This is a genomic window from Bradyrhizobium sp. FW305-F6 (genome assembly GCF_058782905.1).
Genome location: NZ_JBYSYD010000002.1, coordinates 873,687 through 892,000, shown reverse-complemented (window position 1 = coordinate 892,000; position 18,314 = coordinate 873,687). Strand labels below are relative to the sequence as shown.

Annotated in this window: 20 protein-coding genes; 8 read left to right on the top strand and 12 right to left on the bottom strand. The window is 66.2% G+C overall.

Going from position 1 to position 18,314, the window contains the following annotated elements:
- Positions 1-3 precede the first annotated feature (3 nt).
- A complete protein-coding gene (locus AC3WLX_RS15495; RefSeq protein WP_492336599.1) occupies positions 4-1,269 on the top strand; it encodes an NAD(P)/FAD-dependent oxidoreductase in 1,266 nt (421 codons plus the stop codon).
- A gap of 124 nt (positions 1,270-1,393) precedes the next feature.
- On the top strand, positions 1,394-2,173 hold the full coding sequence (locus tag AC3WLX_RS15490) for an SDR family NAD(P)-dependent oxidoreductase (RefSeq protein ID WP_492336598.1): 780 nt from the start codon (positions 1,394-1,396) through the stop codon (positions 2,171-2,173).
- A gap of 158 nt (positions 2,174-2,331) precedes the next feature.
- Here AC3WLX_RS15490 and AC3WLX_RS15485 read toward each other — a convergent pair whose 3' ends face one another.
- From AC3WLX_RS15485 to AC3WLX_RS15475, 3 genes are all read right to left on the bottom strand, one after another.
- Positions 2,332-3,126, bottom strand: coding sequence for an IclR family transcriptional regulator (locus AC3WLX_RS15485; protein ID WP_492336597.1), 795 nt, complete (start codon positions 3,124-3,126; stop codon positions 2,332-2,334).
- A gap of 80 nt (positions 3,127-3,206) precedes the next feature.
- A complete protein-coding gene (locus AC3WLX_RS15480) occupies positions 3,207-4,940 on the bottom strand; it encodes an FAD-dependent oxidoreductase (protein ID WP_492336596.1) in 1,734 nt (577 codons plus the stop codon).
- A gap of 8 nt (positions 4,941-4,948) precedes the next feature.
- On the bottom strand, positions 4,949-6,163 hold the full coding sequence (locus tag AC3WLX_RS15475) for an ABC transporter substrate-binding protein (RefSeq protein ID WP_492336595.1): 1,215 nt from the start codon (positions 6,161-6,163) through the stop codon (positions 4,949-4,951).
- A 348-nt stretch (positions 6,164-6,511) separates the two neighbouring features.
- Between AC3WLX_RS15475 and AC3WLX_RS15470 the strand changes: the two genes are divergently transcribed.
- The 4 genes from AC3WLX_RS15470 to AC3WLX_RS15455 all read left to right on the top strand — a co-directional run bounded on the left by AC3WLX_RS15470 (position 6,512) and on the right by AC3WLX_RS15455 (position 10,196).
- Entirely contained in the window at positions 6,512-7,813 is a 1,302-nt protein-coding gene (locus tag AC3WLX_RS15470) for an MFS transporter (protein WP_492336594.1), read from the top strand.
- A 216-nt stretch (positions 7,814-8,029) separates the two neighbouring features.
- Complete coding sequence (locus AC3WLX_RS15465) at positions 8,030-8,491, top strand: Hsp20 family protein (protein ID WP_291629689.1); 462 nt, start codon at positions 8,030-8,032, stop codon at positions 8,489-8,491.
- 100 nt (positions 8,492-8,591) lie between these two features.
- Complete coding sequence (locus AC3WLX_RS15460; RefSeq protein WP_492336593.1) at positions 8,592-8,927, top strand: hypothetical protein; 336 nt, start codon at positions 8,592-8,594, stop codon at positions 8,925-8,927.
- A 162-nt stretch (positions 8,928-9,089) separates the two neighbouring features.
- Positions 9,090-10,196: a trypsin-like peptidase domain-containing protein gene (locus AC3WLX_RS15455; protein ID WP_492336592.1), complete on the top strand. Its 1,107-nt coding sequence runs from the start codon at positions 9,090-9,092 to the stop codon at positions 10,194-10,196.
- Positions 10,197-10,473: 277 nt separating this feature from the next.
- Here AC3WLX_RS15455 and AC3WLX_RS15450 read toward each other — a convergent pair whose 3' ends face one another.
- The 4 genes from AC3WLX_RS15450 to AC3WLX_RS15435 form a co-directional block, all read right to left on the bottom strand.
- Positions 10,474-10,650 (bottom strand): hypothetical protein, encoded by a 177-nt coding sequence (locus AC3WLX_RS15450; protein WP_492336591.1) that lies wholly within the window; start codon positions 10,648-10,650, stop codon positions 10,474-10,476.
- On the bottom strand, positions 10,647-10,868 hold the full coding sequence (locus AC3WLX_RS15445; RefSeq protein ID WP_492336590.1) for a hypothetical protein: 222 nt from the start codon (positions 10,866-10,868) through the stop codon (positions 10,647-10,649). Before AC3WLX_RS15445 ends, AC3WLX_RS15450 begins: the two co-directional genes overlap by 4 nt.
- Before the next feature lie 124 nt (positions 10,869-10,992).
- Positions 10,993-11,844 carry an HpcH/HpaI aldolase/citrate lyase family protein gene (locus AC3WLX_RS15440; RefSeq protein ID WP_492336589.1) on the bottom strand — a complete coding sequence of 284 codons (852 nt, stop codon included), beginning with the start codon at positions 11,842-11,844 and terminating at the stop codon, positions 10,993-10,995.
- On the bottom strand, positions 11,844-12,386 hold the full coding sequence (locus tag AC3WLX_RS15435; protein ID WP_492336588.1) for a MaoC family dehydratase: 543 nt from the start codon (positions 12,384-12,386) through the stop codon (positions 11,844-11,846). Before AC3WLX_RS15435 ends, AC3WLX_RS15440 begins: the two co-directional genes overlap by 1 nt.
- Before the next feature lie 132 nt (positions 12,387-12,518).
- Between AC3WLX_RS15435 and AC3WLX_RS15430 the strand changes: the two genes are divergently transcribed.
- Positions 12,519-13,685: an acyl-CoA dehydrogenase family protein gene (locus tag AC3WLX_RS15430; protein ID WP_291628379.1), complete on the top strand. Its 1,167-nt coding sequence runs from the start codon at positions 12,519-12,521 to the stop codon at positions 13,683-13,685.
- A gap of 29 nt (positions 13,686-13,714) precedes the next feature.
- On the opposite strand, the gene AC3WLX_RS15425 is transcribed toward AC3WLX_RS15430, so the two are convergent.
- From AC3WLX_RS15425 to AC3WLX_RS15415, 3 genes are all read right to left on the bottom strand, one after another.
- A complete protein-coding gene (locus AC3WLX_RS15425; RefSeq protein ID WP_492336587.1) occupies positions 13,715-15,289 on the bottom strand; it encodes an AMP-binding protein in 1,575 nt (524 codons plus the stop codon).
- A 32-nt stretch (positions 15,290-15,321) separates the two neighbouring features.
- Positions 15,322-15,957 (bottom strand): uracil phosphoribosyltransferase, encoded by a 636-nt coding sequence (gene upp, locus AC3WLX_RS15420; protein ID WP_492336586.1) that lies wholly within the window; start codon positions 15,955-15,957, stop codon positions 15,322-15,324.
- 68 nt (positions 15,958-16,025) lie between these two features.
- Positions 16,026-16,766, bottom strand: coding sequence for a crotonase/enoyl-CoA hydratase family protein (locus AC3WLX_RS15415; RefSeq protein ID WP_492336585.1), 741 nt, complete (start codon positions 16,764-16,766; stop codon positions 16,026-16,028).
- 85 nt (positions 16,767-16,851) lie between these two features.
- Here AC3WLX_RS15415 and AC3WLX_RS15410 point away from each other — a divergent pair, with 85 nt between their 5' ends.
- The gene (locus tag AC3WLX_RS15410; RefSeq protein ID WP_319327975.1) at positions 16,852-17,433 is read left to right on the top strand and encodes a TetR/AcrR family transcriptional regulator; all 582 of its coding nucleotides are present in this window, start codon (positions 16,852-16,854) and stop codon (positions 17,431-17,433) included.
- A 222-nt stretch (positions 17,434-17,655) separates the two neighbouring features.
- Here AC3WLX_RS15410 and AC3WLX_RS15405 read toward each other — a convergent pair whose 3' ends face one another.
- Together AC3WLX_RS15405 and AC3WLX_RS15400 are read right to left on the bottom strand one after the other, a co-directional pair.
- Positions 17,656-18,033: a hypothetical protein gene (locus AC3WLX_RS15405; RefSeq protein WP_492336584.1), complete on the bottom strand. Its 378-nt coding sequence runs from the start codon at positions 18,031-18,033 to the stop codon at positions 17,656-17,658.
- A gap of 47 nt (positions 18,034-18,080) precedes the next feature.
- A complete protein-coding gene (locus AC3WLX_RS15400) occupies positions 18,081-18,269 on the bottom strand; it encodes a hypothetical protein (RefSeq protein ID WP_492336583.1) in 189 nt (62 codons plus the stop codon).
- Between the last annotated feature and the right edge of the window lie 45 nt (positions 18,270-18,314).

The window sequence follows — 18,314 nt, the reverse complement described above, 5'->3', positions numbered from 1 at the left end:
GCGATGTCGGCCGGACGCCACGTCGCCATCATCGGAGCCGGTGCGGTCGGCGTGATCAGCGCCATCGAGGCGCTGCGCGAAGGCCATCGCGTCACGCTGATCGATCCCGGTGAGCCCGGCGGCGAGCAGGCGGCGAGCTACGGCAATGCCGGTTGGCTGTCGTCGCATTCGGTGATCCCGCCGGCCGAGCCGGGCATCTGGAAGAAGGTGCCGGGCTATCTGATGGATCCGCTCGGGCCGCTCGCGATCCGGTGGTCCTACTTGCCGAAGGCGCTGCCCTGGCTGGTCAAATATCTGCTGTCGGGATGGACCGAGTCGCGGGTCGAGACGACGGCGTTCGCGCTGCGCGACCTGTTGAAGGATGCGCCGCTGCTGCACCGCAAGCTGGCGGAGGAGGCCGGCGTCCCCGAGCTGATCGAGCGCAATGGCGTGATGCACATCTTCACCTCGCGCGACAAGTTCGACGACGATCTCGGCTGGCGCCTGCGCAAGAAAGTCGGCGTCGAATGGCTGGAGCTCAACGCTGACGAGATGCGCCAGCGCGAGCCGGAGCTGCATCCGCGCTATACCTTCGGCGTGGTGGTTGAGGAGGCCGGCCGCTGCCGCGATCCCGGCGCCTATGTCGCGGCGCTCGCCAATCACGCGCTCGCCTGCGGTGCGAAGCACGTGCGCGCGAAGGCGACCGGCTTGAGGCTCGCCGGGGACAAGCTCGTCGCGGTCGTCACCGAAACCGGCGAGATCGCATGCGATGCCGCTGTGGTCGCGGCGGGTGCCCGCTCGAAGCAGCTCACCGCGTCGGTCGGCGATCCCTTGCCGCTCGAGACCGAGCGCGGCTATCACGTGATGATCGAGAATCCGGAAGTAGGCCCGCGCAGCTCGATGATGGCCTCCGACGCCAAGATGGTGGTGAACTGGACAAACAAGGGCCTGCGCGCCGCCGGCACCGTCGAGATCGCGGGGCTCGAGGCCGCGCCGAACTGGAAGCGCGCCGAGATCCTTCGCAAACATTTGCTCGGCATGTTCCCTAACCTGCCGAGGGAGATCCCGCCATCGCGCATCAAGAGCTGGTTCGGCCACCGGCCGAGCATGCCCGACGGACGGCCCTGCATCGGCTACGCGCGCGCTTCGCGCGACATCGTCTATGCCTTCGGCCACGGTCATGTCGGCCTGGTCGGCTCGGCCCGCACCGGGCGTCTCGTCGCTCAGCTCGTCAGCGGCAAGCAGCCCGAGATCCAGCTCGCGCCGTTTGCACCCGGTCGTTTCCTCTGAGGGGCGCGGCCGATGCTGCCTTTATCAAGAGCTGGTTCCGTGCTCATCTCGGCTTCGCGGCGGCCCAAGCCGGATGTCTCATCCAGCGTCCGCCTGCCGCGAGCAGCTATTCCGGAGTGAACCCATGAAACTATCGGGCAAGGTTGCCGCCATCACCGGCGCGGCGCGTGGCATCGGCAAGGCCTGCGCGAAGAGATTCCTGGACGACGGCGTCAAGGTCGTCATCTCCGACGTCGATGCCGAGGGTTTGGCTGCGACCGCTGCCGAGCTCGCCCGGCCGGATGCCTTGCGCACGATCGTCGGCAACGTCGCCAAGCGCGCTGACGTGGATCAGCTGGTCGCAACCGCCGTGAAGGAGTTCGGCCGGCTCGACATCATGGTCAACAATGCCGGCGTCGCCCGCAACCGGGACATTCTCGAGATCACCGAAGAGGAATTCGACGAGATCATCGGCATCAATCTGAAGGGCGCCTTCTTCGGTGTGCAGGCGGCGGCGAAGCAGATGATCGCGCAAGGCGGCGGCGGGGTCATCGTCAACATGTCCTCGGTGAATGCGCTGCTGGCGATCCCGGCGCTCGCGACCTACGCGATGTCCAAGGGCGGCATGAAGCAGCTCACCTCCGTCGCTGCCGTCGCGCTCGCTCCGCACAACATCCGCGTCGTCGCAGTCGGGCCCGGCACGATCCTGACCGACATGGTGAAATCGTCGATCTACACGTCGGATGACGCCCGCAAGACCGTGATGTCACGCACGCCTGCGGGGCGCGGCGGCGAGCCGAGCGAGGTGGCGTCCGTCGTGGCATTCCTGGCCAGCGACGATGCGTCCTACATCACCGGGCAGACGATCTATCCGGACGGCGGACGGCTGGTCCTGAACTACACGGTGCCGGTGAAGGAGACGTAGGGGCGTCACTGTCTCTCGGTCGTCATGCCCGGGCTTGACCCGGGCATCCGCGTCTGTCGGCAGTCTCCGTGCTACGTGGATGGCCGGGACATAGGCAAGCGGAAAGCGACGCCGTCCTTCGGACGGCTATGCCCGGCCATGACGGCGTATCCACAGCCTCACTCCGCCGCAACATTGATCCCGTAACCCAGCCGCTTCGAGATGCTCCCCGCGCAGTCGCGCAGCGCGTGCGCGATCGGGCTGTCCCAGCGCGCGTCAAACGTGCCTTCCGGGCCCATGGCGGTGATAACCAGCGCGACATGGCCGGAATGGTCGAACACCGGGGCCGAGAACGCATTGACGCCGGGCAGGGGATCGCCAAGGGCGCGGGCAAGGCCATGCTTGCGCACCTCGGTCAGCATCTCCGCGAGCTTGGCGCCCTTCACGGCGCGCTTCGGATTGTAGCCGACGCCGTGACGATCGAGGCCGCTTTCGAGCGCGGCGTTGATCGTCTGCTCCGGCAGGAAGGCTGCAAAGGCCCGGCCCGTGGCGGTCTCCAGCAGCGCCATCACCGAGCCGGCGCGCATCACGATGTGCACCGGCTGGGCCGGCTCTTCGAGCTGCACCACGGTCGGGCCGTGCGTGCCCCAGACCGCGAGCGAGACCGCATGTCCGATCTGGCTTGCCAGCGCGGAGATCTTTGGACGCGCGATACGCACGCCAGAGAGGCGGCGCAGGCTGATCAGGCCGAGCTCCAGCGCCAGCGCGCCGATCTCGTAGCGGCCGGTGCTCTCGTCCTGCTCGATCAGGCCGATGCGCGAGAAGCTGGCGAGGTAGGGATGCGCCTTGGCCGGAGACATGCCGGCCTCGCGCGCGAGATCGCGCAGCATCATCGGCTCGCCGCTGCGAGCGAGCGCGCGGAGTAATTCGCCGCCGACCTCGATCGACTGGATGCCGCGGCTGTCCCTGCTCATGAGTCTCCTGGCGTGCGTCCAAGTTTTTCTTTGAGCATGATCTCTTCGGAAAACCGCTGCACACTCTTCCGGATCATGCTCTACGCCGCGTCGCGCTTCTCGGCGCTGTCGGCAAGATGCCTGCCGGCAATGTAGCCGAAGGTCAGCGCCGGCCCAAGCGTGATGCCGGCGCCGGGATAATTGCCTCCCATGATGCTCGCCATGTCGTTCCCGGCAGCGTAGAGCCCCGGGATGACCCGGCCTTCGGCGTCGAGCGCCCGCGCGTTCTCGTCGGTGACGATGCCCGCATAGGTGCCGAGATCGCCGATCACCATCTTGATGGCGTAGAACGGGCCGTTCTCGATCGGCGCGACGCAAGGATTCGGTCCGTGCAACGCATCGCCCTGATAGCGGTTATAGGCCTTCGAGCCCTTGCCGAATGTGGCATCGTGTCCGAGCGGGGCCGTCGCATTGAACTGCTTGACCGTCTCCGTGAACGCCTTGGCATCGATGCCGGCTTTCGCCGCCAGCGCCTCCAGCGTCTCGCCGCGCATGAGGTAACCGGACTTGAGATGATGACCCAGCGGCATCGGGAAGGGCGGCACGCAGCCGAGGCCGTATTTGCGCAACGTCCTGTGATCGCAGACGAGGAACGCTGCGATCTCCTCGCCGGGCTTCGCGGCCTTGACCATGGCCTGGACGAAGTCGTGGTAGGAATTGCCCTCATTGGCAAAGCGCCTGCCGTCGCGCATCACCGCGATCACGCCGGGCTTGGCGCGGTCGATGAAGTGCGGCATCACGCCCTTCGAGCCGTCCTTGCGCGTGGTCAGCGACACCGGCACCCAGGCTGCCGCGTTCGGCAGGCGGTCCTCGACATGCCCGCCTGCTCGCTCCGCCAGACGAAGTCCATCACCGGTATTGCCGGTCGGACCCGGCGAATAATGCTCGTTGCCGGTCGGCGCGTGCGGGAACATCTTCTTGCGCCGCTCGACGTCATGCGGGAAACCGCCGCAGGCGAGCACGACGCCCCGGCGCGCACGCACGCGCACCTCGCGTCCCTCGCGCGAAACGATCGCGCCGGTGACGGTGCCGTTCTCGACCGTCAGCTCGCGCACCGGCGAGGACAGCCACATCGGAATCTTCAGGTCGAGCGCGGATTTGGCGAGGCGCCCGGCCAGCGCATTGCCGTTGGTCAGCGTCATGCCGCGGCCGTAGCGCAGCACGTCCACCAGATGCCGTGACAGGCGCTTGGCGACATAGGCCGCCGAGGTCAGCGACTTCGTCACCCGCATGAAATGGATGATCTCCTTGCCGCTTCCCAGCATCATGCCGAACACGGTGAGCTCGGGCAGCGGCATGCCGAGCGTCTTGATGAGGTCGCCGAGCTCGCGGCCGTCGAACGGGCGCGTCACCATGGAGCGGCCGCCCTGGGCGCCGCCCGGTGCCTCGGCGTGATAGTCCGGAAACACCAGCGGCATGTCGAAACGCAGCGCGGTCTTGCTGGTGAAGAAGTCGACTGCTTCAGGACCTGCGCTGAGGAATGCGTCGACCCGCGCGGCATCAAAGTTGTTGCCGGCCTCGTGCCGCAAATAGGTGCGGGCCTGCTCCGGCGTCTCTTCAATGCCGTAGGCCTTCGCCAGCGACGTTCCGGGAATCCACAGCCAGCCGCCGGAGCGCGCGGTGGTGCCGCCGAAGCGCGGCTCCTTCTCGACGATCAGCACGTCGAGGCCGCGCGACCGTGCTGTGATCGCAGCCGACATTCCGGAACAGCCCGATCCGGCGACGAGCACGTCGCACTCGTAGGTCTCACTCGCGCTATGCTCGTTGCCGGTCATTGCTCACCTCACTTTTTCAGGAGCGGACATTTGGACTCGGAGACCGGACGGAAGGCGTCCTCGCCCTTCACGGTCTTGACGATCTCCAGATAGTCCCACGGCTCCTTGGACTGCTCGGGCTTTTTCACCTTGGCGAGATACATGTCGCGGATGACGCGGCCGTCCTCGCGCAACTTGCCGCCATGGACGAAGATATCCTCGATCGGCAGCTCGCGCATCTTCGCCATCACCTTGGCGGACTCGTCGGTGCCGGCGGCCTTGATCGCCTTGAGATAGTGCAGCACCGCGCCGTAGACGCCGGTCTGGATCATGGTCGGCATCACCTTGGTGCGCTCGTAGAACTTCTTCGACCAGGCGCGCGTGGCCTCGTCCATGGCCCAGTAGGACGCCGTGGTCATATAGGTGCCCTGCGCCGCTTTGAGGCCAATCGCGTGCACGTCGGTGTCGAACATCAACAGGCCGACCAGCTTCTGGCCGCCCTGCACCAGCCCGAACTCGCCGGACTGCTTGATGGCGTTGTCGGTGTCCTGCCCGGCATTGGCGAAGGCGACCACGTCGGATTTCGAGCTCTGCGCCTGCAGCGCAAAGGAGGAGAAGTCGGCGGTGTTGGTGGGATGCTTGACGCCGCCGAGCACCTTGCCGCCCATCTCGTTGATGAAGCGGGTGGCGTCCTTCTCGAGCTGCTGGCCGAAGGCATAGTCCGCGGTGATGAAGTACCAGGACTTGCCGCCTTCCTTGATCACGGCGGAGGCGGTCACCTTCGACAGCGCATAGGTGTCATAAGTGAAGTGCACGGTGTTCGGGCTGCACAGCTCGTCGGTCAGCGAGCTCGCGCCGGGACCGGAGAGCAGGGCGACCTTGCCACGTTCGCGCACCATGTTGTGCACGGCGATGGCGATGCCGGAATTGGGAATGTCGACGACGGCGTCGAGCTTGCCGTTGTCGAACCAGCCGCGCACGATCTGCACGCCGACGTCGGTCTTCATCTGGTGGTCGGCGCTGATGATCTCGATCGGCTTGCCGAGCACGGTCGGCCCGAATTCTTCCACGGCCATCTTCGCGGCCTCGACTGAGCCCGGCCCTGAATTGTCGCGGCCCCAGCTCGACAGATCCGTCAGCACGCCGATCCGCACTGCGTCGTCGGAGATTTGCGCGGTGGCGGCGGTGTTCATCGCCGCGGAAGTCATGGCCGCGAGCATCGTGCAGGCCAGGAGCCCTCTCATCGTCGTTTCCTCTCTTATTGGCCGCTTGGTGCGGCAGGTTTTTGTAGCGGTAAATTAGATAATAGCGAATGCATTTGTCAATCGCGAATAATATCGGACGGCGGGTTCTGCCCTAGCGGCAGCCAAAGCTCTCGTGTCCCGGACGCGTTGCAGCGCTGTTGCGCTGCTGCGCAGAGCCGGGACACATGCCGCACAGACGGCTCGCGGAAAGATGGGCCCCGGCTCTGCAGCGCACCGCCGAAGAGGCGTTGCGTTGCGTCCGGGGCACGAGAGCGACGAAGTGCGCGGGCAGGTTGCAACCCTCACCCCGATTATTCATGATGCCCACTGGAATCGGTGGGGCAGGGCATGACGGCAGCAGTGGGGGTTTCCGCTTCCGCGGAGAAATCGGCGACGGCGCATGTGGTGTGGGCGAGCGCGCTCGGCACTGCGATCGAATGGTACGATTTCCTGATCTACGGCACGGCCGCGGCGCTCGTCTTCAACAAGCTGTTCTTCCCAAGCTTCGATCCCTTCGTCGGCACGCTCGTGGCATTCTCGACCTATGCGGTCGGTTTCGTGGCGCGGCCGATCGGCGGCGCCATCATCGGGCATTACGGTGACCGCCTCGGCCGCAAGACCATGCTGGTCGCGACCATGATCGCGATGGGCCTCGGCACCTTCCTGATTGGCTGCCTGCCGACCTACGATCAGATCGGCATCTGGGCGCCGATCCTGCTCATCTGCCTGCGCTTCGTTCAGGGCATCGGGCTCGGCGGCGAATGGAGCGGCGCGGTGGTGATGGTGATCGAGCACGCCGGAAAACGCCGCGGCTTGTACGGCAGCCTGGTGCAAATCGGATTTCCCGTCGGCGTTGCCGCCTCCACGGGCATCTTCGCATTGATGACGAAGCTGCCCGAGGCGGACTTCCTCAGCTGGGGCTGGCGTGTGCCTTTCCTGATCAGCATCTTGCTCGTCGGCGTCGGCTTCATCGTGCGGCTCAAGCTTGCGGAGACGCCGCACTTCAAGGAAGTGGTCGAGCGCAAGGAGGTGCTGGCGCAGCCGGTGCTCGAGGTGCTCCGCCGCGACTGGCGCAGCTTTCTCCTCGCCGTCGGCATCACGGTGTCGGAAGTCGGGCTCGCCTACCTCCTGACCGTCTTCACCGTGGTCTACGCCACGACGAAGCTCGGCCTGCCACGGCAGGTGATCCTGGATGCGGTGGTCTATGCCGCCATCGTCGAGTTCGCGACTTTGCCGATTGCCGGCTGGCTGTCCGATATCTTCGGTCGCAAGGCGCTGTATCTGGCCGGCGCCGTGTTCACGGTGGCGCTGGCCTTTCCGCTGTTCTGGTTTCTCGACACCAGGGATCCGGCGCTGATCACGTTCGCGCTCGTTGTCACGATGACGCTGACCCATGCGCTGCTGTTCGGGCCGAAGGCCGCCTTCATGCCGGAATTGTTCCGCACAAAGGTGCGTTACAGCGGCGCCTCGCTCGGCGCCAACGTCGCGGCCGCGCTCAGCGGCGGCTTCTCGCCGCTGATTGCGGCCGCGCTGCTCGCTTGGGCCGGCTCCTATTGGGCGGTGTCGGTCTACATCATCGCGCTGTCGATCATCACGATCATCGCCACGCTGCTGGCGCCGGAGACGGCCCGGGACCCGCTGAGATCCTGAGGGTCCGGGCCGCCAGGGGGGGCGACGGTCCAAGATTTTTTTTGGCCCGCCCCCTTGAAAGCGATTTCCGGCTTTCTAAGTCGTTTTTCGCCGCGAGAGCGGTGTGCCGGATGCCTGATCGGGTCCGGTACGGGCGCCGGGCCGGCCTTCGGACCCTCGTCTGAGACCCCGTCCTGCGCTCCTTCGTATCCATCTTGCTCTCAGGAGGACTTGGTTATGAGGACCAGTTTCGACTTCGCGCCGCTGTGGCGCTCCACCATCGGCTTCGACCACCTGGCCGACCTCGTCGACAGCACGCTGCGCCAGGCGACCGAGGACAATTATCCCCCCTACAACATCGAACGCTCCGGCGAGGACCATTACCGGATCAGCCTTGCGGTGGCGGGCTTCGGGCCCAGCGACATCACGGTGACGGCCGAGCAGAACGCACTCACGATCGAGGGGCGGAAGCCCGAGACCGCCGCGCGCGAATATCTGTACCAGGGCATCGCCGCGCGTCCGTTCCGGCGCGTGTTCAACCTGGCCGACTATGTCCAGGTGAAGCAGGCGTCGTTCCAGGACGGGCTCCTGATCATCGACCTCGTCCGCGAGGTTCCGGAAGCCATGAAGCCGCGCCGGATTCCGATCGCGGGCGGCACTCCTGCGGCATCGCAGATCGAGCAGAAAAAGGCAGCCTGAGCGCTCGATCAATCGAATGGCGGGACTGCGGCGATCGGCGCCGCCGTCCCGCCGTCAACACCCCGTCCCTTTGGAAAGGAGCTTGAGGGAGGCACGACCGATGACCAACGTGAATACCAATCCAGGCACTCTCAACCCGCTGTTTCATCCCGCCGCTCATTACGACTCGCCGGCCGAGGTCCTGAATGCGAGGGATCTCTCCGCGCCGGAGAAGCGGATCATCCTGTCGTCCTGGGCCTCCGACATGTACGCCGTCGAATCCTGTCCGGCCTTGCGCGAAATTCCCGGCATAAGCCACACCGTCAGGCTCGTCGACATTCTCGGTGCGCTGCGCAAGCTCGACGGCGACAACGACAATGACGAACCGCCGCGGGGCGGTGGCGTGCCGATGCGGCTGCGGCGGCCCTGGGCCGCCGAAGAGAGGCAGGCGGCATGATGGTCACGCCGGCCGTTCTCGGCCTCGTGTTGGTCGGCCAGGCCTCGGCGGCCTGGGTCGTCCCGTTGCTGGCCCTGCAGGGCTGGATCGTCGCATCACGCGGCGAGGGCTAAAACGACAATCTCGCATATCCGCGCAACGCGAAGCGGCAGGGTGACGATGATGAATGCTGTGCGTCTGCTGTTGCTGACCTTGCTGGTGCTGACGCTCACGGCATCGCAGCCTGCCGCCGGCCAGATTGCAGATCCGAAGACGGGCGGCCCGGTGCCGACGCTGGCGCCCCTGGTGCGCCAGGTGACGCCGGCCGTCGTCAACATCTCCGTGCACGGCCGCGTGCGCGAGGACAATCCGCTCTATCGCGATCCGCTGTTCCGCGAGTTCTTCGACGTTCCCCGGCAGATCGAGAAGGAGGTCAACGCCACCGGCTCCGGCGTGATCGTCGATGCCCAGCGCGGCTACGTGCTGACCAACAATCACGTCGTGGAAGGCACGTCCGCGGTCCAGATCACGACCAAGGACGGCCGGCAGTTTTCCGCCAGGGTGATCGGCCGCGATCCGCCCACGGATATCGCCGTGCTCCAGGTCCAGAACCCGGCCGGGCTCAAGGCGCTTGCCTTCGGCGACAGCGACGGGCTCGAGGTCGGCGATTTCGTGCTCGCGATCGGCAACCCCTTCGGCCTCGGCCAGACCGTGACCTCGGGGCTCGTCAGCGCGCTGGGGCGCACCGGCCTCGGCAAGCAGGGCTATGAGGATTTCATCCAGACCGACGCCGCGATCAATCCCGGGAATTCCGGCGGTGCGCTTGTCAGCCTGCGCGGCGAGCTCGTAGGCATCAACTCGGCGATCATCTCGCCCGCCGGCGGCAATGTCGGCATCGGCTTTGCAATTCCCATCAACATGGCCCGCAAGGTGATGGAGCAGATTATCGTGAGCGGCCGTGTCGAGCGCGGCCGCATCGGCGTGTCGCTGAAGGACCTGCATCCTTCGGTCAACAAGGGACTCGCTCAGGGCGCCGTCATCGCGGAGATCGCGGCGGATTCGCCTGCGGAGAGGGCAGGCCTGCGCAAGGGGGATGTCGTCACCGGAGCCGACGACCGCCCGATCCGCACCGCCGCCCAGCTCCGCAACACGATCGGCCTCGCGCGCGTCGGCGAGGACGTGAAGCTCACGCTGCTGCGCAACGGCGCGCCGTTCACGGCCAATGTGAAGGTGGCGCCGGCGAACCAACCGAGCAGTGCGCAGGCCGGCCCCAATCGCCTCGTCCGCTGAATCGAATGCGGAGACGAGCCGCGGAATCGCTCCATTCCCTGCTATGGCAGATGAATTACACGGGCACGTCCGGCTTGCTCCGCCTCTCCCGCTTGCGGGAGAGGCCGCCGCGCTCGCAGATCGCGGCGGGTGAGGGCTTTCGCCGCACAGGGAAATCCTCAGTCAATCTCAATAATCCCAGCGCGGAGAAACCCTCTCCCCAACCCTCCCCCGCAAGCGGGGGAGGGAGCCCACTGCCGATGCCGCCGCATCGTCCAGGGGCCTGCGATCTTCCAGCTCAGGCCGCGCGGTGATCCGGCTCGCCTTGCAGGTCCCGGATCAGCCTCTTCTCACGCTCGATGCGCTGGCGGTAGAGCTCGCGCTCGTGCTCGCTCTTCGCGCTGGCCAGAAGCAGCTCATAATGGACTATGACTTTTTCGCTGCCTCGAATGAGCAGGTCGCGCTGATTGGTCATTGCAACACCTCCATCGCATTGGCCTGCGCTGCGGAAGCGCGGAACGCGACCGGGAATGCCGTCGCCGTCAAGGCATCGAGCGCCGAGCGCTCCTCTGCGAGGCGTCTTTCGATGAAATGTCGCTCCAGCTCCGACAGCTTCGTTCGCAGCAGGCGCCGGTAGCGGTGAATGTTGTTGCGGTGGGCGCGAATGCGGGCCAGATTTTCATCGATCATCATCGTCTCTCCAGACGGTCGTGTTGGTCCTTTGATTTTCGAGGATGAGAAGTCTCTTCTCGGCGGAAAAAATAGGCAGCAAGCGAAGCGTGTCAAGATGTTCGGAGTCGCGAGCTTGCGTTCCGATCTAGGCTTGGCCGAGGATCTTCTTCGCGGCGCGAAGGTGCGGCTTGTCGGTCATCTGGCCGTCGAGCCGCAGCGTGCCGGAATCGGGATTGCTCGCGAACGCCGCGATCACCTTCTCCGCCCAGGCGCGCTCGGCCTCCGTTGGCGCGAAGGCCGCGTTGACGATGTCGACATGCTTGGGATGGATCAGCGCCTTGGCCGAAAAACCGTCGCGCCGCGCGGCGCGCGTCTCCTGCTCGAGGCCGGCCAGATTGTCGATGTCGGTGTAGACGGTGTCGATCGGGGCGACCTCGGCCGCGGCCGCTGCCATCAGGCAGAGGTCGCGCGCGAGGCGATAGGGGCTGTGGAAGACGCCGCCCGAGGCTTTCTCGGTGGCGCCGAGCGAAGCGGACAGATCCTCCGCGCCCCACATCAGCCCGGCGAGGCGCGGGGAGCAGCCCCTGTAGCTGCCGAGCCCGAAGATCGAGCCGGCGGTCTCGGTCGCGACGCAGACGATGCGGGTCGAACCGATCGCGATGCCGGCTGCGGCTTCGAGAGCTTCGAGCCAGGTTGCGACCTGCCTCACGTCGTCGCCGCCTTGCGATTTCGGCAGCACGATGCCGTCGGGCCTGCCCGGCATCACCGCGGCGAGATCGGCCAGCGTCAGGCCGGTGTCGAGCGCGTTGACGCGGACATAGAGCTGATGCGGGCCGGGGCGGCTCTTCAGCATCGCAAGCGTCAGCGTGCGCGCCTCCGGCTTCTTCTCGGCGACGACGGAGTCCTCGAGATCGATGATCAGTGCGTCGGCCTTGCCTTCGCTCGCCTTCTCGAATTTGCGCGGGGAATCGCCCGGCACGAACAGCATCGAGCGCATCAGACCGGCCTCCTGTGCATCATCGCCATGCGGCGGCATGTGCCGACGATCTCGTCTTTCTGGTTGAGTGCGTGGTGCTCGAACTCGACGATGCCGGCCCTTGGCCGCGATTTTGAGTCCCGCACCGAAAGCACCTTCGTCGTCGCCCGCAACGTGTCGCCGTGGAAGACCGGCTTTGGAAAGGTGACGTCCGTCATGCCGAGATTGGCGACGGTGGTCCCCAGCGTCGTATCATAGACCGTCATGCCGATCATGATGCCGAGGGTGTAAAGGCTGTTGAAAATGCGCTGGCCGAACTCGGTCTTCTCGGCGAAATGCGCGTCGATGTGCAGCGGCTGCGGATTGAGCGTCAGCAGGCTGAACATGGTGTTGTCCATCTCCGTGACGGTCCGGGTCAGCGGATGCCTGAACTCCTGGCCCACGGAAAAGTCTTCGAAGTAAAGCCCGGCCATCGCGGTTTCCTCCTTGCGAAATAACGGCGCGCTCGCAGCCTGCGCCGCATGACCCCATGCATGGTAGACACAGTTCGCGGATAAATTCACGTATCTGTGCGCTGCTTTTCGAGCTAAGAACGCGGGTGAGGCACGTTCGGGCGCAGCAAGCGGCTAACGGTTTGCGCGGAGAATGCGAAGGGAGATGGCGCGGGCGCAGCTCCCGAGGAGGAGATCAAGACCATGGATTTCGCGCTCACCGAGCAGCAGGAAGCCATTCGCGACGCCATCGCCAAGGTCTGCGAGGGCTTTCCCGACGCTTACTGGCTGAAGAAGGACCACGACGGCGGCTTCCCGCACGATTTCCACAAGGCGATGGCGGACGCGGGCTGGCTCGGCATCTGCGTGCCCGAGGAATATGGCGGCTCCGGGCTTGGCATCACGGAAGCCGCGATCATGATGCGCACCATCGCCGAATCCGGTGCCGGCATGTCCGGCGCCTCGGCCGTGCACATCAACGTGTTCGGCCTCAATCCCGTCGTCGTGTTCGGCACCGAGGAGCAGCGCAGGCGCATGCTGCCGCCGATGGTCGAGGGCCGCGAGAAGGCGTGCTTCGCGGTGACCGAGCCGAACACCGGCCTCAACACCACGCAGCTCAAGACCCGCGCGGTCGCCAAGAACGACCGCTACATCGTCAACGGCCAGAAGGTGTGGATCTCGACCGCGCAGGTCGCGCACAAGATCCTGCTGCTGGCGCGTACCACGCCGCTGGAAGAGGTACGCTCGCCCACGCATGGCCTCAGCCTGTTCTACACCGATTTCGACCGCACCAGGATCAAGGTCCACGAGATCGAGAAGATGGGCCGCAAGATCGTCGATTCCAACGAGCTGTTCTTCGAGGACTTTGAAATTCCGATGGAGGATCGGATCGGCGAAGAGGGCAAGGGCTTCGAGTACATCCTCGAAGGCATGAACCCCGAGCGCATCCTGATTGCCGCGGAAGCGGTCGGCCTCGGCAAGCTCGCGCTGTCTCGCGCCACCGAATACGCCAAGACCCGCGTCGTGTTCAATCGCCCGATCGGCAAGAACCAGGGCATCCAGCATCCGCTCGCAGTGAACTGGGTGGAGCTCGAGGCCGCCTGGCTGATGGTGATGTCGGCGGCCTGGCAGTACGACAAGGGCATGCCGTGCGGCGCCGCGGCCAATGCCGCGAAATATCTCGCCGGCGAAGCGGGCTTCTCGGCCTGCGAGCAGGCGGTGATGACCCATGGCGGCTTCGGCTATGCCAAGGAATACCACGTCGAGCGCTACTTGCGCGAAGTGCTGATCCCGCGCATCGCGCCGGTCAGCCCGCAACTGGCGCTGAGCTTCATCGCGGAGAAGGTGCTGGGACTCGCGAAGTCGTACTGAACGAGTCTGGCGCAAGCCAGATAGGCGGCCTATTCGGCCGCGATCCGCTCCATCGCGATGGCACGGAGCCTGGCGCGCTGGATCTTGACGCCGTTGGCGCTGTCGGTGACGGGGAAGGCGTCCACGACATAGATCCGCGCCGGCACCTTGTAGCCGGCGAGCCGCTCGCGCAGGCGTGCGAACAGCATCTCCTGCATAGGCAGCTCCCCTGCCGGGATCACGAAGGCGACGCAGCGCGCCTGGCCCCTCAGATCGACCGCGACGACCTGGGCGTCGGCGACGCCTGCGCAGGATTTGAGCTCGTCCTCGATCTCTCCGGGCGCGACCAGGAAGCCGCCGAGCCGCATCGCATCGCCGGCGCGGGTCTCGTAGACGAAGGAGCCGTCGCCGCGCAGCCGGCCGATGTCGCCGGTGCGGAAGAACCCGTCCGCGGTGATCGCCTCGCGCGTGGCGTCGGGATTGTTGAAATAGCCGAGAAAGCGTGACGGCGCGCTGATCTCGATCTCGCCGGACACGCCACTGGGGGCAAGCTCACCGGTCTCGGCATCGCGCACCCGCACTTTCGCGTCCGGCGACATCGGCCAGCCGCCGCCCTCGATGCGATCGGCGAAGGCGTCCCCGGGGCGGGCGATCGAGAACAGCGCCTGCACCTCGCTCGAACCGTACAGGCCGTAAAGCGGCAAGCCGCGCGCTTCAGCCTCCGCCGCCAACTCGCGCCAGCCGGGCTGGAACGCGGCGAAGCCGCAGACTTCAAGGTGCGGAAACGGACGTGGCGCATCTGTGGGCGCGAGGATGCGGCGGAACATCTCGTCGGAGCCGAAAGAGTGCGTGATCCTTTGTTCCCGAAGGATCTTCACGGCCGGCGCCGCCTCGAAGGCGTCCAGCACATGGACGGTCGCGCCGGCTGCGACGAAGCCGAGCAGGCTCGTCATGCCGAAGGTGCCGCAGAACGGCAGCATCGCCAGCAGCGAATGGCGTTGCGGATCGAGCTGGAGCGCGCGTGCGACGGAGACGGCGTGCGTCGCCAGCGTCGCTTGCGAATGCGCGACGAGCTTCGGCCCCTTGGTCGTGCCTGACGTCGTGTAGAGCAGTACGGGGAGATCGACATCATCCTGGGGCTTTGGAGCCGGCGGGTAGGGCGTGTCGAACGCATCGAACCGCACGCAGGGCCAGTGTGCCGGGATGGCATCCGCGCCGACCACCGCGAGCCGTTGCAGCGCCGGCACCTCGTCCTTGGCGATGCCCGCAAGGATGGCGGTAAAGTCGATGGCGCGGAATGCCGCCTCGACGACCATGAGCTTCGCGCCTGACAGCTTGAGCAGGTGCGCGACTTCCGCGCTGCGGTAGCGCGTATTGACGGCGGCGACGACCGCGCCGAGCCGTGCGGCGGCGAACAGCAGCGTCAGCCATTCGACCCGGTTGACCAGCCACACCGCGACGACGTCGCCCTTGCCGATGTCTTGCGCGGCAAGCCAGGCGGCGGTCTGTTCGATCTTCGCGGAGAACTCCGCGCGAGAGACGGCTGCGCCGTCGCATATGAAGGCAGGATCGGCGGCGGGCTCGATCCGGATCAGCGATTGCAATGACACGTCGTTGGCGCTCATGCCACCGGACTAACCCGATCGCGCCAACCTGTCTACTTTGTGCCGAACATCCGGTCGCCGGCATCGCCGAGGCCCGGCACGATGTAGCCGTGGTCGTTGAGCCGCTCGTCGATCGCGGCGGTCCAGATCGGCACGTCGGAATGCTCGCTCTCGAACTGGGCGATGCCTTCAGGGGCGGCCAGCAGGCAGACGAAGCGGATATCGCGGGCGCCGCGCGCCTTGAGCAGGGACGCGCCGGCGCAGGCGGAGTTGCCGGTCGCCAGCATCGGGTCCATCAGAATCACGGTGCGGTCCGACAGGTCCTGCGGCGCCTTGAAGTAATATTCCACGGCCTGCAACGTCTCGGGGTCGCGGTAGAGGCCGATATGGGCGATACGCGCCGAAGGCATCAAGGCGAGCATGCCGTCGAGGAAGCCGACGCCGGCGCGCAGGATCGGCGCCAGCGTGAGCTTCTTGCCGGCGATCTTGGGGGCCTGCATCGGCGCGATCGGCGTCTCGATGTCCACCAGCTCCAGCGGCAGGTCGCGCGTCACCTCGTAGGCCAGCAGCATCCCGATCTCGTTAAGGATTTCGCGAAAGCTCTTGGTCGAGCGGTCCTTCTCCCGCATCAAGGAGAGCTTGTGCTGGACCAGGGGATGGGTGACGACGTTGACGTTGCCGATGCTCATGAAACCGATCTACACGGTTCCGTGAAACTGCGCCAGATCGGGTTGGCCCTTTCCGTGAGAGACGCGGCCTAACCGGGCATCGCGACGGCGCTCCGGGCGCGGTTGCTCGCCTCGTAGGCCGCCATGGTCAGCTCGCGGTCGATCGCCATGCGCATGGCGTCCATGGCCGGCTGGCGCAGGCGCCTCTTCGCGGCTGCATGCGACGGCTTGTGGATGGCGCGCAAGTCAGCGACGATCTTATCGAGCGTGGTGTCGACCATCTCCGGCGCGACCACGCGATCGAGAAGACCAGCGGTCAACGCCTCCTCCGGCTCGTACATCTCACCCAGCGTGGCGGTCCGGCTGAGCCAGGCCGGATGCAGGCGGCTGCGCGCGAGCTCGATGGCGAAGCTGGGTGGCGCGATGCCGATCGCGACCTCGTTCAGCCCCATGCGGTGCGGTCCGCGGGCGCCGAGCCTGACGTCGCAGGCGAGCAGCAGGAACGTCCCCATCGGGTAAGCATGGCCCTCCATCACGCCGATGGTCGGGTGCGGAAAGGACATCAGCCGCAGCGCAAGCTCCGCGCCGGCCCGGACCATCTCGAGGCTCCTGGCAGCATCGCCCGAGGCGAACACTTTCAGGTCGAAGCCTGCGGAAAAGACGCCCGGCCGCGCCGAGCGCAGCACCACGATCTCCGCTTCCGTTTCGGCACGGTCGAAGGCGGCTGCGATCTCGCCCAGCATCGCGGCCGACATCGCATTGACCTTGCCGTCGTCGAGCCCGATCCGCGCCACGCCGTCTCCGAGTTCGTAGGTCACTCCCTTGGGCATCTGCCTCTCCCTGTCATGGTCATGTCTTGACTGTCGGAGGCTGATGTAGACCAATCAATATAATTCTTGACCGAAGGAGAGTGCCATGCCGGCCGTGCCAAAGCACCGTCAGCCCATCATCAATGCCGCGGTGACCCTGTTCCGCCGGCAGGGATTTGCCCGCACCGGCCTCAACGACATCGTCGACGTCAGCGGCGCGCCGAAGGGCTCGCTCTACCATTACTTTCCGGACGGAAAATCCTCGATCGCGGTGGCAGCGGTGGAGGAGGCGGGCCGCCGCGTCGCGGCGACGGTCGCCAAGCTCGCGGCGGAGTGCGGCTCGACCGGCGAGCTCCTGCGCGCGCACGCAAGGCTGCTGGCAGGCTGGATGCAGGGCTCCGGCTTCCGCAACGGCTGCCCGATCACGACCGTCCTGCTCGAGCTTGCGCCGCGCGAACGGGCCGTGTCGGAGGCCGGTCGCAAGGCCTATGCCGCGCGTCTATCGATCCTGCGTGACAAGCTGGTCGCCGACGGCTTCGCCAGGCCGCGGGCGGAGGCGCTGGCCGTGCTCTGCACGTCGGCGCTGCAGGGCGCATTGATCCAGGCCCGCGTCGAGCGTAGCCGCCGGCCGATCGAGGTCACCGCGGGGGAGCTGGCACGGCTGATCGAAGCGGAGCGGATGAGCTAGACTCCAAGCCCGCGCGCCACCAGCGTGATCACGAGCGCCAGGATGCCGCCCCAGACCAGGCTCAGCGTCATTGTCAGAACGGTCACGGCGACTGCCTGCTCCAGCGTTCCCTTGAAGGTTGCTTGCTACCGGTCCGAGGCTGGGCTCGCAGTGATGTGCATGCCGAGCAGCAATGCGCCCATCAATGCGACGAGCATGATGATCTTGAGCTCGACCATGTCGTTACCTCGCAAGGCGCGCCAGGCGCCGCTTCACCCCGCTCAGCCATCGCGCCGCCAGCGCGTCGAGCGGATTGCCCTGGTTCGCGACGTCGAGCTCGAAGGTCTCGGCAGGAAACACCAGCGCGCATCGTGCCGGTGCGCTCTGCCGGTTGGCGAAATCGATCGCGGAGCTCCTGAACAGGAAGAGGCCGCCGACGCGCCCCCTGGCCTCGCGGGCCACCCAGAGCCCGCCACGGTTACGTCCGATGAAAAAAGCGGGAATGGCGGCACTGACGACATCAGGGTCGAGTGGCCTCAGTGCCGTTGTCGCGCCGATTTCAGGCGCCGTCGTTCGCGACGCCGGCAGGCGGTGCACGGCCTGAAGGGCGATCGCGGCCATGGCGGCCTCCTCACACATCTGCAAGGTCATGACGTCTGCCGCGCCGGTCAGGCGGGGAGATGCCAGACATGGATTGCGGTTCTCAGCGCGATCAGCGCGGTGAGCACGCTGCCCATCGAGAGCAGGCCGAGCGCCTGGAGCGCGATACGCTCGAGCCGGGCCTTGCGCGCTTCGGAGATGCGCGCCGTGCGTTCGGCCTCGAAGGGCCGGTCGAAACCATGTGTCAGGATCGACATCGTGGAAGTCCTTGTCCCTGGCGCAGCAAGACGGCCGCTCCAATC